General features: G+C 35.0%; 16 protein-coding genes. 12 read left to right on the top strand and 4 right to left on the bottom strand.

The annotated features are described in order from the left end of the window. Window positions 1-29: 29 nt before the first annotated feature. The 3 genes from ABIZ51_01345 to ABIZ51_01335 all read right to left on the bottom strand — a co-directional run bounded on the left by ABIZ51_01345 (window position 30) and on the right by ABIZ51_01335 (window position 3,496). On the bottom strand, window positions 30-1,304 hold the full coding sequence (locus ABIZ51_01345; GenBank protein MEO7087417.1) for an asparagine synthetase B: 1,275 nt from the start codon (window positions 1,302-1,304) through the stop codon (window positions 30-32). Window positions 1,305-1,335: 31 nt separating this feature from the next. Next, window positions 1,336-2,850, bottom strand: coding sequence for a replicative DNA helicase (gene dnaB, locus ABIZ51_01340; GenBank protein ID MEO7087416.1), 1,515 nt, complete (start codon window positions 2,848-2,850; stop codon window positions 1,336-1,338). Between the two features lie 217 nt (window positions 2,851-3,067). Further along, window positions 3,068-3,496 (bottom strand): VOC family protein, encoded by a 429-nt coding sequence (locus tag ABIZ51_01335; protein ID MEO7087415.1) that lies wholly within the window; start codon window positions 3,494-3,496, stop codon window positions 3,068-3,070. Window positions 3,497-3,783: 287 nt separating this feature from the next. Here ABIZ51_01335 and ABIZ51_01330 point away from each other — a divergent pair, with 287 nt between their 5' ends. The 12 genes from ABIZ51_01330 to ABIZ51_01275 are packed head-to-tail and all read left to right on the top strand — an operon-like array spanning window position 3,784 to window position 12,461. Next, complete coding sequence (locus tag ABIZ51_01330) at window positions 3,784-4,110, top strand: iron-sulfur cluster assembly accessory protein (GenBank protein MEO7087414.1); 327 nt, start codon at window positions 3,784-3,786, stop codon at window positions 4,108-4,110. A 6-nt stretch (window positions 4,111-4,116) separates the two neighbouring features. Then, window positions 4,117-5,568 carry a Fe-S cluster assembly protein SufB gene (gene sufB, locus ABIZ51_01325; protein ID MEO7087413.1) on the top strand — a complete coding sequence of 484 codons (1,452 nt, stop codon included), beginning with the start codon at window positions 4,117-4,119 and terminating at the stop codon, window positions 5,566-5,568. Window positions 5,569-5,610: 42 nt separating this feature from the next. Next, window positions 5,611-6,009 (top strand): four helix bundle protein, encoded by a 399-nt coding sequence (locus tag ABIZ51_01320; protein MEO7087412.1) that lies wholly within the window; start codon window positions 5,611-5,613, stop codon window positions 6,007-6,009. A gap of 18 nt (window positions 6,010-6,027) precedes the next feature. Further along, window positions 6,028-6,786: a Fe-S cluster assembly ATPase SufC gene (gene sufC / locus ABIZ51_01315; protein MEO7087411.1), complete on the top strand. Its 759-nt coding sequence runs from the start codon at window positions 6,028-6,030 to the stop codon at window positions 6,784-6,786. 37 nt (window positions 6,787-6,823) lie between these two features. Beyond that, the gene (locus ABIZ51_01310) at window positions 6,824-7,003 is read left to right on the top strand and encodes a hypothetical protein (GenBank protein MEO7087410.1); all 180 of its coding nucleotides are present in this window, start codon (window positions 6,824-6,826) and stop codon (window positions 7,001-7,003) included. 32 nt (window positions 7,004-7,035) lie between these two features. Next, the gene (locus ABIZ51_01305; protein MEO7087409.1) at window positions 7,036-7,485 is read left to right on the top strand and encodes a hypothetical protein; all 450 of its coding nucleotides are present in this window, start codon (window positions 7,036-7,038) and stop codon (window positions 7,483-7,485) included. Window position 7,486: 1 nt separating this feature from the next. Beyond that, complete coding sequence (gene sufD, locus ABIZ51_01300) at window positions 7,487-8,833, top strand: Fe-S cluster assembly protein SufD (protein MEO7087408.1); 1,347 nt, start codon at window positions 7,487-7,489, stop codon at window positions 8,831-8,833. Next, on the top strand, window positions 8,811-10,070 hold the full coding sequence (locus ABIZ51_01295; GenBank protein MEO7087407.1) for a cysteine desulfurase: 1,260 nt from the start codon (window positions 8,811-8,813) through the stop codon (window positions 10,068-10,070). Before sufD ends, ABIZ51_01295 begins: the two co-directional genes overlap by 23 nt. Window positions 10,071-10,074: 4 nt before the next feature. After that, window positions 10,075-11,187, top strand: coding sequence for a hypothetical protein (locus ABIZ51_01290; GenBank protein ID MEO7087406.1), 1,113 nt, complete (start codon window positions 10,075-10,077; stop codon window positions 11,185-11,187). After that, on the top strand, window positions 11,174-11,602 hold the full coding sequence (locus ABIZ51_01285) for a SufE family protein (protein ID MEO7087405.1): 429 nt from the start codon (window positions 11,174-11,176) through the stop codon (window positions 11,600-11,602). Before ABIZ51_01290 ends, ABIZ51_01285 begins: the two co-directional genes overlap by 14 nt. Before the next feature lie 17 nt (window positions 11,603-11,619). Continuing rightward, the gene (locus tag ABIZ51_01280) at window positions 11,620-11,949 is read left to right on the top strand and encodes an iron-sulfur cluster assembly protein (GenBank protein ID MEO7087404.1); all 330 of its coding nucleotides are present in this window, start codon (window positions 11,620-11,622) and stop codon (window positions 11,947-11,949) included. 5 nt (window positions 11,950-11,954) lie between these two features. Beyond that, on the top strand, window positions 11,955-12,461 hold the full coding sequence (locus tag ABIZ51_01275) for a DUF2480 family protein (GenBank protein MEO7087403.1): 507 nt from the start codon (window positions 11,955-11,957) through the stop codon (window positions 12,459-12,461). Between the two features lie 56 nt (window positions 12,462-12,517). On the opposite strand, the gene ABIZ51_01270 is transcribed toward ABIZ51_01275, so the two are convergent. Beyond that, window positions 12,518-14,056, bottom strand: a 1,539-nt coding sequence (locus tag ABIZ51_01270) for a SpoIIE family protein phosphatase (GenBank protein MEO7087402.1), incomplete at its 5' end; no start/stop codon positions are given.

Genomic DNA, 14,056 nt, shown 5'->3' with positions numbered 1-14,056 from the left:
TTCAAAAAAATAATTTTTCAAAACCAAAATTACGTTTTCTGTTTTTTCCTTTTCGCTGCGGGAAACAAAACATTGTTCAGAATCAAGCGGTATCCGGGTGAGTTAGGATGTAAATTCAAATCTGTTGGAGGGTCGCCAACGCGGTGTTGATAAGCTTCCGGATCATGCCCGCTATAAAAAGTCCAAGTGCCTTTTCCGTAATCTCCGTGTATGTAACGCGCTTCGTTAGCAGCTTTATTTTCGCCCATTATCAACACTTCCGGCTTGATATACGCTTCGTTGAAACCAGCCGTTTGTCCCCAAAAGCCTTTAATTAATTTCATATAATTTTGGCACAACATGGTGGGAACAGGATCCCATTTGGCGGAATAATCGAACAACGTAAAAAAATCATTTGCTTCGGTAATGTGATATTGCGAACTGCGAATAGAATAAGTATCAATGTTTGATTTTTCGTAATCGCCTAAATTCATATCCAAAGTAAATCCTGTAAAGGCAAAGGTTTTAGAGTAATCTAATTTTTTATTTGCATCTGGATCAGCAGGATCGCCGTCAAAAACGCTTTGACAAATATCCACGCCATCAGCAGCTAAAGCAATGTCGTACGAATCTGGCGCAGAACACATCGCAAATAAAAATCCACCGCCAGCCGTAAAATCACGAATTTTTTTAACCACTGCTAATTTTAATTCCGATACTTTTTTAAATCCTAATTTATGAGCCTCTGCTTCGGAAGAACGTACTTCTTCCTGATACCAAGGCGCATTACTATAAGCAGCAAAAAACTTTCCGTATTGTCCAGTAAAATCTTCGTGATGCAAATGCAACCAATCGTATTGCGGCAACTTGTCTGCCAACACATCATCATCATACACAACATCGTACGGAATTTCAGCATACGTAAGCACGAGCGTAACAGCATCATCCCAAGGCAATTTTGTTTTGGGCGAATAGACCGCAATTTTCGGAGCTTTATCTAATTTAACAGCATCCATATTTACTTGCGGATCGGCAATTTGTTGAAGAATTGCAGTGGCTTGCACATCCGCAATTACTTCGTAAGAAACGCCGCGAATGTTGCATTCGTTTTCTGAAATTTTATTATCCGGAAATAAAAAACTGCCACCGCGGTAATTTAACAACCACTGTACTTCCACTTTATTTTCTAATTCCCAATAGGCAATTCCGTAGGATTTAAGTTGATTCTTTTGCGTATCATCCATCGGAATTAAAATGAAACTTGCCTTACAAACAATTGTTGCAGCGAGAAAAATCAATATAAAAAAATATTTTTTCAAACGAATTTATTGAATTTATTTCTTAGAAATTATTTTTTTAAAAAGGAGATTCTTCGATGTCATTCATTTTCGAACCGCGAATGATATTGTTTGTTGGATCAAAATCGTTGGAAGGTTCCAAAGGCGCGTAATTGCCTTCAGACGGCGCATCCACAAATTTCGCCAAGCGATCAATAAAACGCAATTTCACATCCTTCAAGGCTCCATTACGATGTTTCGCAATGATAATTTGCGCTTCGCCTTGTACCGCATCTGGATGTTCGCCTTCCATTCCGTAATAATCTGGGCGATAAATAAACATCACCATATCGGCATCTTGCTCAATCGCTCCCGATTCACGTAAATCGGAAAGTTGCGGACGCTTAGAACCACCGCGCGTTTCCACCGCCCTGCTTAATTGAGAAAGTGCAATTACTGGAATTTCTAATTCCTTCGCTAAACTTTTTAAGGAACGCGAAATGGTACTAATTTCTTGTTCGCGATTTCCGCGATTGTTGTCGCTTCCAGCCGTCATCAATTGCAAATAATCGATTACGATCATTTCTATTTTATGATTTTCTTTCAATCGTCGTGCTTTGGCACGCAATTCGAAAACCGAAATAGCCGGTGTATCATCAATGTAAATAGGCGCTTCCGCGAGATGTGTTATTTTTGCATGCAGTTGTTGATATTCGTGTGGCTCCAATTGTCCTTTGCGTAATTTATCTGCCGATAATTCCGTTTCGCTCGCAATAAGCCTATTTACGAGCTGTATCGACGACATCTCTAAAGAAAAAATAGCTACTGGCTTTTGAAAATCAATCGCTGCGTTGCGCGCGATGGAAAGTACAAAAGCTGTTTTACCCATACCAGGGCGTGCTGCTAGAATTAACAAATCAGATTTTTGCCAGCCAGAAGTAACTCTGTCGAGTTCTGTAAAACCTGTAGGAACGCCTGTTACACCTGTTTTTAAATTTTTTGCGGTATCAATTTGAATGAGCGCTTTGTTGATAAGCGTGCTCATTTTATCGTAATTTTTACGGATGTTTCCTTCCACAATCGAAAAAAGATTTTTTTCGGCAGTGTCTAATAAATCAAACACATCGGTGCTGTCTTCGTACGCATCTTTAATGGTATCCGTGGAAACACGAATCAATTCGCGCTGAATGTATTTTTGTGCAATAATCCGCGCATGAAACTCTGCATTAGCAGCCGATGCCACGCGATTGGTGAGTTGTGTAATGTAATACGCGCCACCTACTATATCGAGTTCGCCCGTTTTTTTTAATTGATTGGTTACCGTTAAAATATCCACTGGCTCGGAGCGCATAAATAATTGTTGGATGGCAGAAAAAATACGTTCGTGCGCTTCTTTGTAAAAACTTTTTGGTTGCAACACATCAATTATATTGGTGAGTGCGTCTTTTTCGAGCATTAATGCGCCCAACACTGCTTCTTCCAATTCAACAGCTTGTGGTGGAAGTTTCCCTGTTTCTGAAAAATTATTGTAAGATTTAGAAGGTGTGAATTTGCGTTTTTGTTCTGTTTTTAGTTTGTCGTTAGTTTCGTTCATGCTGTTTTTATGTAATAGTTCCGTCTTTTCAGCGTTGTGCCTGCAAATAAACCAAAACTGATTTTAAAAAATTTCTTACTCAAAAATACGAAAAAAGAAAGAACTCTTTTTTTTTCTTTTTAACAATCGCCCGACACGTTTTAAACAAATTATTTTCTCTGAAGATGAATAAAATAGGTCTATTCGGGAGTAAATAGAACTATAAATGTTTACATATTTATTTTTTTTCGTCGTAATTTACCATCCAAATAATACCAAATGGATCGATTAACATTCCGAAATACGCACCCCAAAAAGTAGTAGCAATCGGCATAGTTATTTTTCCGCCTTTTGCAAGTTGGTTAAAAATTTTATCTGCTTCTTCTTTCGTATCAGTATCTACGGAAAGTGACAAGTTCTGACCAATGGTAATGGCGCCATGTATGGGAAGTGCATCGCTGCCCATCAAAATAGTTTCTTTACTAATTGGAAGCGAAACGTGCATTATTTTATTTAAGTCACTTTCTGGAAGTTCTTGTCCTTTAATAGGAGAAAATTCTCCGAAACGACTAAAATCTTTGAATTTTCCGCCAAAAACAGAAAGATAAAAAATAAATGCTTGTTCGCAATTGCCGTTAAACGTGAGGTAAGGATTGATTCGTGCCATTATGTTTTTAGATTTTAGTTTGGACGCATAAAAATAGTTCTTTTTAGAATCATAATTTCTGCTTCTTTGAAAAAATAATTTTTCAGGCACGTTTTTCTACTTCAAAAAAGCACGTTCAAAAAAATAATTTTTCGAGCAGTAAAAAAAGGGATTTTAATTCACACAAAAATTCCTTAAAAAAACTCTATTAATTATTTGCAAGTATCCCTCTTTTTAGGTAATTTTGTACTCTCTTTAGATTTAATCTAAATAAGAATTGCGAGTATAAATTTGAAAATCAATATGTTATGATAACAGTTTCAGAAAATGCTAAACAACACGCCCTGAGCTTGATACAACAAGAAAAACATCCTTTGGATAGTTTTATCCGCGTTGGGGTAGAAGGTGGCGGTTGCTCTGGTTTATCGTATAAATTAGAATTTGATAACCAGATGAAAGAGGGCGATCAAGTGTTTGAAGACAAAGGTATTAAAGTAGTAGTGGATAAAAAAAGTTTTTTGTACCTCATCGGAACAGAACTGGATTATTCCGGCGGATTGAACGGAAAAGGATTCGTATTTATTAATCCAAATGCAAGCAGAACATGCGGTTGTGGAGAAAGTTTTTCAGTATAAAAGAAAATGGCAAACGAGATATTAGCGGAGAAAATTAACGAAGAATACAAGTACGGTTTCGTTACCGATATTGAAGCAGACAATGCGCCAAAAGGCTTAAATGAAGATATTATTCGTTTTATTTCGGCTAAAAAAAACGAACCAGAATGGATGTTGGAATATCGTTTAAAAGCCTTGCGCCACTGGTTTACATTGGAAGAACCTAACTGGGCACACGTTTCCTACATCAAACCCAATTTTCAAAACATTATTTATTATTCGGCTCCAAAACCTAAAAAAACACTTGGTAGTTTGGATGAAGTAGATCCGGAATTACTAAAAACATTTGAAAAATTAGGTATTTCTATAGAAGAACAAAAACGTTTAAGTGGCGTTGAATCACGCATTGCGGTTGATATTGTGATGGACAGCGTTTCGGTGAAAACTACTTTTAAAGAAACCTTGGCAGAGAAAGGAATTATTTTTTGTTCGTTCAGCGAAGCTGTGCAAGAACATCCCGAAATGGTGAAAAAATATATGGGCACCGTTGTTCCTTATACCGATAATTTTTATGCGGCTTTAAATTCTGCCGTTTTCACGGATGGTTCTTTTTGCTACATCCCGAAAGGCGTTCGTTGTCCGATGGAATTATCCACTTATTTTAGGATTAATACAGCCGGAACTGGACAATTTGAGCGTACTTTACTCATCGCCGACGAAGACGCTTATGTAAGTTATTTGGAAGGCTGTACCGCTCCAAGCCGCGATGAGAATCAATTACACGCTGCAGTGGTAGAATTAATTGCGCATAAAAATGGTGAGATAAAATATTCAACTGTTCAGAATTGGTATCCAGGCGACAAAAACGGGAAAGGTGGCGTTTTTAATTTCGTTACCAAACGCGGAATTTGTTTGGGCGATAACGCAAAAATTTCTTGGACACAAGTAGAAACCGGTTCTGCCATTACGTGGAAATATCCTTCCGTGATTTTGAAAGGAAACAATTCTGTCGGAGAATTTTATTCTGTTGCGGTTACCAATAATTATCAGCAAGCGGATACTGGAACAAAAATGACACATATCGGAAAAAATACACGCTCCACAATTATCTCGAAAGGAATTTCAGCAGGCTTTAGCAACAACAGTTACAGAGGTTTGGTAAAAATTTCGAAAGGCGCAAAAAATGCACGTAATTTTTCGCAATGTGATAGTTTATTAATGGGCGATAAATGTGGCGCGCATACATTTCCGTACATCGAAATAAAAGACAAAACAGCGATTGTAGAACACGAAGCAACCACTTCTAAAATTGGCGAAGATCAATTATTTTATTGCAATCAACGCGGCATTCCGACAGAAAAAGCAATCGGATTAATAGTAAATGGTTATTGCAAAGAAGTATTAAATAAACTGCCAATGGAATTTGCCGTTGAAGCACAAAAATTATTAGCAGTTAGTTTAGAAGGAAGTGTGGGTTAATTCTTTGTTACAAGTTGAAAGGTTAAAAAGCTTTAAAGTTGTATGGCAAAAGTGGAGAAAATAGAAGAGTTAGTCGTTTGGCAATTAGCGATTCTATTGACAAATTCCATTTATGCAATAACAAATAATAATTTTTTTAGTAAAGATTTTGCGTTAAGAGATCAAATAAGGAAATCGGCAATTTCGGTGCCTTCTAATATCGCGGAAGGATTTGAACGAAACAGTACGAATCAATTTAAATATTTTTTAGTAATTGCGAAAGGTTCGGCAGGAGAATTGAGAACACAATTATTAATTTCAAAAAATCAGAATTACATAACAGAATCAGAATTTAAAAAAATAAACAATGAGGCTTTAGATGTGAGTAAAAAGTTAGGTTCTTTTATAACTTATTTGAAAGAATTTAAAATGAAACAAAATATTACAACTTCTAAACCTTAAAACATTATAACTTAAAATATGTTATCCATAAAAAATTTACACGCAAGTATTGACGGAAAAGAAATTCTCAAAGGATTTAATCTGGAGATAAAGAAAGGTGAAATACACGCTATTATGGGACCAAATGGTTCTGGCAAAAGCACCTTGGCAAATGTGTTAGCGGGTAGACCAGAATATGAAATTACTGCTGGAGAAATTTTTTTTAACGACAAAAATATTTTAGACCTTGCTCCTGAAGAACGCGCTGCAGAAGGATTATTTCTCGCATTTCAATATCCAGTAGAAATTCCGGGTGTGAGCAATATTAATTTTTTGAAAACAGCTATTACTGAAATTCGTGCTTACAAAGGGTTACCGCCTATCGAAGCAAAAGATTTTTTGAAAATGGTGAAAGAGAAACAAGCCTTGGTGGAGTTGCAAGGCGGATTGGCGAATCGTTCGGTAAACGAAGGTTTCAGTGGAGGAGAAAAAAAACGCAACGAAATTTTTCAAATGGCAATGTTGAATCCAAAACTTTCTATTTTGGATGAAACCGACAGTGGACTTGATATTGACGCTTTGCGGATTGTGGCAAATGGCGTAAATATGTTGAAGACAAAAGAAAATGCAACCGTTGTTATCACGCATTATCAAAGGCTTTTAGATTATATTATTCCAGATTTCGTTCACGTTTTGTATCAAGGGAAAATTGTGAAATCTGGAACCAAAGAATTAGCGTTGGAATTAGAAGCAAAAGGATACGATTGGATAAAAAAAGAAGCCGAATTAATGGCATAATATGACGGAAGAATTCGATATATCAAGTTTTTTTAAGATGGACAGAACCATTGTAAAAAATGTTTCCTCTGCGGAAGAAGCGGAAATGGAAAGTATTTTTTGGATAGAACGCTCTGTGGAAGAACGCTATTACGCCATAGAATTTTTACGTGCGCAGTGGATAGAAATGAACCAACTTTCTCCTAAAATGGATAGAACTTATTTCGAATACAGATGAATATCAACAAAGATTTTTGGGATTTTATTAAGTTGTTAAATCATCATAATGTTGCGTATATGGTTGTTGGAGGATATGCAGTTGGTCTTCACGGACACCCAAGATATACGGGAGATTTAGATATTTGGATACAAAAAACGGATGAAAATGCCGACCGTTTATTAAAAGTAGTGAGCGATTTTGGAGGACCTCTTGCGCAAATAAATAAAGAACAATTATTACAAAATGCAACCAAACAAAATCCTTCGCCAGGTATTAGTTTTGGAAGAGAACCGGTAAGGATTGAAGTACTAACTTCTATTGACGGAGTTGAGTTTTCAGATTGTACTAAACGAGCATTGACAAAAGAAATTCAAGGTATTTCACTTCGTTATATTCATTACGAAGATCTCAAAAAAAATAAATTAAGCACAGGCAGAACACAAGATAAAGCGGATATAGAAGCACTTGAAAAAAAATTTAAGCACAGTAATAAGAATTAAAATGTCGATGACCGCAAGCATAGAAAAAATAGATACTGCCGCAATTTTTGCCACAGAATATGAGCGTCAAAAAAATAATTTTTCGGGCAGTATTTTTTTGAAAAATAGTCGCGCGAAAGCGATGGAAAGTTTCTTGAAACAAGGATTTCCAAATAGAAAAAATGAAGAATATAAATATTCTTCTCCTGAAAAATTATTTTTCAAAGAGGAATTTGCATACCAAAATTCATTGGCAAAAATTTCTCAAAAGGAAATAGAAAAACAACTTATTCCGCATTTGAATACGGATGTTGTTGTGCTTGTAAACGGAATTTTTTCGAAAGAAAATTCGATGTTAGAAAACCTTCCGAAAACGATTATTGTATGTGATTTTTTAGAAGCTTCGAAACAACATACTGCTATTTTTGAAAAACATTTTTCAAATTATGCAGACATTAATTCCGACGCATTTGTCGCGCTAAACACCGCTTTTACGGACAATGGGCTTTTTATTTATGTTCCAGAAAATATCATTTTAGAAAAACCGTTGCACATTTTAAATCTTGTAACGGCAAAACAGTCGACTTTTTTTAATCAGCGAAATTTATTTTTGATTGGAAAAAAATCTGAACTGAAAATCATTGAAACGATTGATACTTTTGACCTTCCTGTAAAAATAATTACGAATACAGTTACTGAAATTTCGATTGCGGAAAATGCAAAAATGCATTATTATACGCTTCAAAAAGAATGTGAAAACGGAAATCGGATTCATGCTACAAATGTTTCACAACAAGCTAATTCGCATTTCGACACCAATACTTTTACTTTAGGTGGATCATGGATTCGCAATAATTTAAACATCGCGCTAAACGCGGAACATTGCGAAACGCACCTCAACGGCTTGTTTATCACGAAAGGAAATCAGCACGTGGATAACCATACTTTGGTGGATCATTGTGCGCCGAATTGTGAAAGTCGGCAGTTGTACAAAGGCATTTTAAATGAGAAATCAACGGGTGTTTTTAACGGAAAAATTATGGTTCGAAAAGATGCGCAAAAAACAAATGCGTATCAAAGCAGTAAAAATATTTTATTAAGTGATGACGCGACTATTAATGCAAAACCGCAATTGGAAATTTATGCAGATGATGTAAAATGTTCGCACGGAACATCCACTGGAAGAATAGACGAAGATGCTTTATTTTACTTGCGTTCGCGCGGATTAAGTGAAGCATCTGGAAAAAAATTATTGATGTATGCTTTTGCCGTGGATGTGGTAAACACCCTGAAAATAGAGGCGTTGAAAGTGTATATAGAAAAGTTGATTGAGAAAAGATTACAAGATGACAACACTAAAACCAATTAATTTGGTGACAGTTGATACTGCCATTGATCTACAAAAAATTCGTTCGGATTTTCCTATTTTATCGCGTAAAGTAAACGGGAAACCTTTGATTTATTTCGATAACGGAGCTACAGCACAAAAACCAAAATCGGTTATTGATGCGATTTCTAACTATTATTCAAATGAAAATGCAAACATTCATCGCGGCGTACATGCCTTGAGCAGAGAGATTACCGAAGCTTACGAAGCAGCACGAATCACTGTTCAAAAACATCTCAACGCGAAATTTTCTCATGAAATTATTTTCACTAAAGGAACTACTGAATCGATAAATTTGGTTGCGACCTGTTTCGCGAAAAAAAATATTTTTCAAGGCGATGAAATTATTATCAGCGCGATGGAACATCACAGCAATATCCTGCCGTGGCAACAAATCTGCGAAGAAAAAGGCGCAGTTTTAAAAGTCATTCCGATTAATGAAACTGGAGAATTAGTATTAGATGAATACAAAAAAATATTTTCATCTAAAACAAAAATTGTAGCGATAACGCACATTTCCAATACGCTCGGAACGATTAATCCGATAAAGGAAATGATTGCTTTGGCGCACGAAAAAAATATTCCAGTATTGGTAGATGGCGCGCAGGCTGTGCCTCACACAAAAATAGATGTGCAAGATTTGGATGCTGATTTTTATTGTTTCAGCGGACATAAAGTTTTTGGTCCAACAGGAATAGGCGTTTTGTACGGAAAAGAAAAATTTCTAAATGCATTTCCGCCTTATCAAACTGGTGGCGGAACGATAAAAACGGTTACGTTCGAAAAAACAATTTACGAAGATTTGCCTTTGAAATTTGAAGCTGGAACGCCACACATTGCAGGCGTTATCGGCTTAGCAGAGGCACTTCATTACATCCAAAAAATCGGTCTCGAAAAAATATTTTTTCAAGAGCAAAAATTATTGCATTATGCCACCGAAAAATTAAGTCGCATAAAAGATTTACGCATCATTGGTACAGCAAAAGAAAAAGCAGGCGTTCTCTCTTTCTTTATTGAGGGCACGCATCCTTTTGATATAGGCACCATTTTAGATCAGCTCGGGATTGCTGTGCGCACTGGTCATCATTGCACACAACCGCTGATGCTGTTTTATAAAATTCCGGGAACGATACGTGCTACTTTTGCTTTTTACAATACGACAGAAGAAGTGGATGAATTTGTGAAAGGTCTTGAGCGCGCAATTAAAATGTTAAAGTAAAAACATGAAAAAAATAATTTTTTGCGGAATCTTTTTCTTGTCGTATGCATTAAAAATAAATGCACAAACAAGTAAAATTATTGTTGATATACGAGATACTTCCGAAATCCATTTTTTAGATTCTGTGGAAACAAAATTAATGAATATAGTTGCCGAAATGAGCATTCTGAATAAAAATTACAAAGAAAAAAAACAAAATAAAAATGCCGTTTATCTTCCTCTTTATGTTGATAAATATACAAGTTGTTTTTTTGATATTCCATATACATTATACCAAGTGCGAGAAAATGATTTTAATAAAATACGAAAATTTAAAACCAATCAATACCAAATTGAAATTCAATGGGATTCAACCCTTACTAATGCGAAAATACTTGGCTTCTCGAGACTCTATTATTACAACGAGAATAATTATAGATATAATACTATTACGACTATTAAAGAACCTTTATTCGCAGTTCCATTAAATGATTACGATAAATTTCTTAGTCCTTCTGAAACAAAACGATTATCCTCGATTATCGAAGATATTTTTATTAATTATATTAACGACTATGATGATGATTCGCTGACCGAGAAAAATATTTCAATCAGAAGTATCAGTTTTAAAAATGCTGATTCATTAACTATTATGCCATTAACTTATTGGGTTTCCCAATTATCAAATTTTGTTTCTGGAGGAAATGTGGAAGCATTTACTGATGCAGATTGCAAAAAAGAGGTAACGAGAGATGAACTGGGAAATATTTGTAAAGATACTCTCAAAACTTCTCAAGGAGCAAATGATATATTACCTGAAACCCATTTATATTCTAATCTTATGATAAAAGAAAAATGGATTTTTAGTATTCCCAAAAATGACTCGAATTATGTTCCTGCTGCAATAACTATTTCAAAAAAAATTAATGCTATTGGAATAAACTTTAATTGTTATGATTCAGAAGGATTGCTCAATTCTGATAATATATTTTGGATTCCATACTCAGAAATTAAAAACTCTAAAGCATTAAATACCGGAAAAATGGCTTTATATCAAACATTTATTGATGATGATTTATTTAAAAAATTAAACTTAAAATATCCTATGCAAAATTTTTATATTGATGAACATAACTGAAACCGAACAAGAAATTATTGAAGAGTTCGAATTGTTTGACGATTGGATGGGAAAATACGAACACATCATCGAATTAGGAAAATCGTTGCCAATGATAAAAGCCGAATTTAAAACGGATGATCGTTTGATAAAAGGTTGTCAGAGCAAGGTTTGGTTGCATTCCGAATTGTTGGACGAAAAAATTATTTTTTCAGCCGACAGTGATGCGATTATTACGAAGGGATTGGTAGCATTGATTATTCGAGTGTTATCGCATCATACGCCTCAAGAAATATTAGATGCAAAAATGGAGTTTATAAATAAAATTGGATTACAACAACATCTGTCTCCTACGCGCAGCAACGGTTTGCTAAGCATGATAAAGCAAATGAAATTAGATGCGATTGCATATAAAAGTAAATTATCAAGTCAATAGAAATAAAATAAATACAAATGCCCGCAGTAATTATTTCCGAAAATACCGAGTTGTCGCAAAAGATAATTGACATGCTCAAAACGTGTTATGATCCTGAAATTCCTGTAGATATATGGGAATTGGGATTGATTTACGAGATAAAAGTAAGTGTTGAAAACGATGTGAATTTAAAAATGACACTCACTTCGCCTTCCTGTCCTGTTGCGGAAACCTTGCCGCCAGATGTTCAAATTAAACTCGGAGAAGTAGAAGGAGTGAGGCTTGCGAAAGTAGAGCTTACTTTTGAACCACCTTGGGAAAAAGAAATGATGAGTGAAGTAGCACAATTGGAATTGGGATTTATGTAAACGAAATGGAACCAATCGTAAACAAAGTTTCACAAAGTGGATTGATGGAAATTAATCTGGGAGACCTTTATCAAAAGGGTGACCGTGTTGTTTTCGATATAAAAGAACATTTGTTTCAAGGATTGATTTTACGCGAAAAAGAGTTTCGGGAATTTGTGAAAAATGAAAATTGGGAACAGTACAAAAATAAATTTGTAGCTATTATTTGTTCCTCCGATGCGATTGTTCCAACTTGGGCGTATATGTTGTTAACAGTGGTTTTAGAGCCTTTCGCCAAAAAAATATTTTTCGGAACAATGGAAAATTTAGAAATAAATTTATTTCAAGAAAGTCTTTCTAAGTTAGATGTACAGTCGTTTGCAGATCAACGCGTAGTGATAAAAGGTTGTAGTAAAATTTCGGTTCCTGTTTCTGCTTACGTAGAATTGACAAGACTTTTACGACCACTTGCAAAAAGTATTATGTATGGCGAACCTTGCTCAACTGTGCCTTTGTACAAAAAGAAAAGCTGATTTTTTTTGTTTTTTATTTTTGTCCGCTCGAAAAAATATTTTTTCGAAGACTCATTTTACACTTTAATTCCAATCAGTAAAATATCATCCACTTGCTCTAAATTGCCTTTCCAGTTGACAAGCGTTTCTGCTATTATTTTTTGTTGCTCGTTCATCGGTTTTGAAAAGTTAGCGAGTACTAATTCTTTTAGTTGTTTGTACTTAAATTTCTTTCCTTTCGATCCACCAAACTGATCGGCGTAACCATCTGTAAACGTATAAACAACATCGCCTTTTTGCAAACTTATTTCGTGTGCCGTAAACGGAATTTGATCTTGATCGTGTTTCCCAATAGGAAATTTATCCGGTTTTATTTCTTCCAAAAAAGGCATTTCATTTGTAGTATTTCGAACAATCCAAACTGGATTATTGGCGGCTGCCAATTTTAATTTTTTATTCTTGAAATCGAACGCGCATAAAACCATGTCCATTCCATCTTTCGCTTCCTCTTGTGTATCTTCAGGATTAAGTGCGTGGATAATATTTTGACGCAATTCATCCATTATTTTATTCGGCTCTAAAATATTTTTTTCAACCACAATTTCATTTAGAAAATTGATGCCAAGCATGCTCATAAATGCTCCAGGAACACCGTGTCCAGTACAATCTGCGGTAGCAATTAAAAAAGTATTCTGTATGTTTAATGCCCAATAAAAATCGCCACTCACAATGTCTTTTGGTTGGTATAAAATAAAATAATCGGGCAATTGTTTTTTTAAATATTGCTCAGAAATAAGCAAGGCGCGTTGTATTCGTCGAGCGTAATAAATGCTATCGGTAATATCTTTGTTTTTTTCTTCTACTATTGTTTTTTGATGTTCCACTTCTATCTTTTGTGCGGTAATTATTTCATTCGCTTTTTGTTTTTCACGGTAACTTCTAAAAATAAAAAATGCCAAAACAATCATTAATATAAATCCGACAATAAATGCATTTCGCTCCGCTTTTTGTTTTTGTATTTCTACTGCCGTTAAATCCTTGTTTTTATTAAGTAATTGAATTTCTTTGTCTTTTTTTTCACTCTGATATTTGGTGCTCATTTCGGCAATTTGCTTTTGATTTTTGTCATTTAGAATGGTATCTTTTAAATTCGTATATTTTTCATGAAATTCATACGCTGCTTTAAAATTACCTGCTCCGTAATTGGCTTCGGAAAGTAGTTTGTAGGTATCTTTCAAAATATTTTTTTCTCCGATAGAATCTGCCATTACTTTTGCATTTTCAAGAACAGTTATCGCTGCTGCAAAATGTTTTTGTTGAATGTATAGATTTCCAAAATTCTCGTACGATTGTGCGATACCTTCTTTGTCGCCAATTTCTTTTCGAATAGACAAAGCGAACGAATAATTTTTCAACGCGTCTCCATAATTTTTTTCGTCTGCATACAAAGTTCCGAGTATGCTGTACAACGTTGCGATTCCATTTTTACTGCCAATTTCTTGCAGCATTTGCAAGCTGAGTAAATCATTTTTAATCGCTTCTGAATAATTGTGTTGTTTGGTATACGCACTTCCAATACATCCGTAACAATCGGCAGTTCCTTCTTTGTCATCCAC

This window comes from Bacteroidia bacterium (genome assembly GCA_039924845.1).
Lineage (GTDB): Bacteria > Bacteroidota > Bacteroidia > DATLTG01 > DATLTG01 > DATLTG01.
The sequence above is the reverse complement of the archived record's forward strand: the minus strand, read 5'-3'. Positions and strand labels throughout refer to the sequence as shown.

What these genes read in the sequence shown, in the direction of transcription:
- dnaB (MEO7087416.1), bottom strand. Translation starts at nt 2,850, where the DNA reads ATGAACGAAACTAACGACAAACTAAAAACAGAACAAAAACGCAAATTC.
- ABIZ51_01335 (MEO7087415.1), bottom strand. Translation starts at nt 3,496, where the DNA reads ATGGCACGAATCAATCCTTACCTCACGTTTAACGGCAATTGCGAACAA.
- ABIZ51_01330 (MEO7087414.1), top strand. Translation starts at nt 3,784, where the DNA reads ATGATAACAGTTTCAGAAAATGCTAAACAACACGCCCTGAGCTTGATA.
- sufB (MEO7087413.1), top strand. Translation starts at nt 4,117, where the DNA reads ATGGCAAACGAGATATTAGCGGAGAAAATTAACGAAGAATACAAGTAC.
- ABIZ51_01320 (MEO7087412.1), top strand. Translation starts at nt 5,611, where the DNA reads ATGGCAAAAGTGGAGAAAATAGAAGAGTTAGTCGTTTGGCAATTAGCG.
- sufC (MEO7087411.1), top strand. Translation starts at nt 6,028, where the DNA reads ATGTTATCCATAAAAAATTTACACGCAAGTATTGACGGAAAAGAAATT.
- ABIZ51_01310 (MEO7087410.1), top strand. Translation starts at nt 6,824, where the DNA reads ATGGACAGAACCATTGTAAAAAATGTTTCCTCTGCGGAAGAAGCGGAA.
- sufD (MEO7087408.1), top strand. Translation starts at nt 7,487, where the DNA reads ATGTCGATGACCGCAAGCATAGAAAAAATAGATACTGCCGCAATTTTT.
- ABIZ51_01295 (MEO7087407.1), top strand. Translation starts at nt 8,811, where the DNA reads ATGACAACACTAAAACCAATTAATTTGGTGACAGTTGATACTGCCATT.
- ABIZ51_01290 (MEO7087406.1), top strand. Translation starts at nt 10,075, where the DNA reads ATGAAAAAAATAATTTTTTGCGGAATCTTTTTCTTGTCGTATGCATTA.
- ABIZ51_01285 (MEO7087405.1), top strand. Translation starts at nt 11,174, where the DNA reads ATGAACATAACTGAAACCGAACAAGAAATTATTGAAGAGTTCGAATTG.
- ABIZ51_01280 (MEO7087404.1), top strand. Translation starts at nt 11,620, where the DNA reads ATGCCCGCAGTAATTATTTCCGAAAATACCGAGTTGTCGCAAAAGATA.
- ABIZ51_01275 (MEO7087403.1), top strand. Translation starts at nt 11,955, where the DNA reads ATGGAACCAATCGTAAACAAAGTTTCACAAAGTGGATTGATGGAAATT.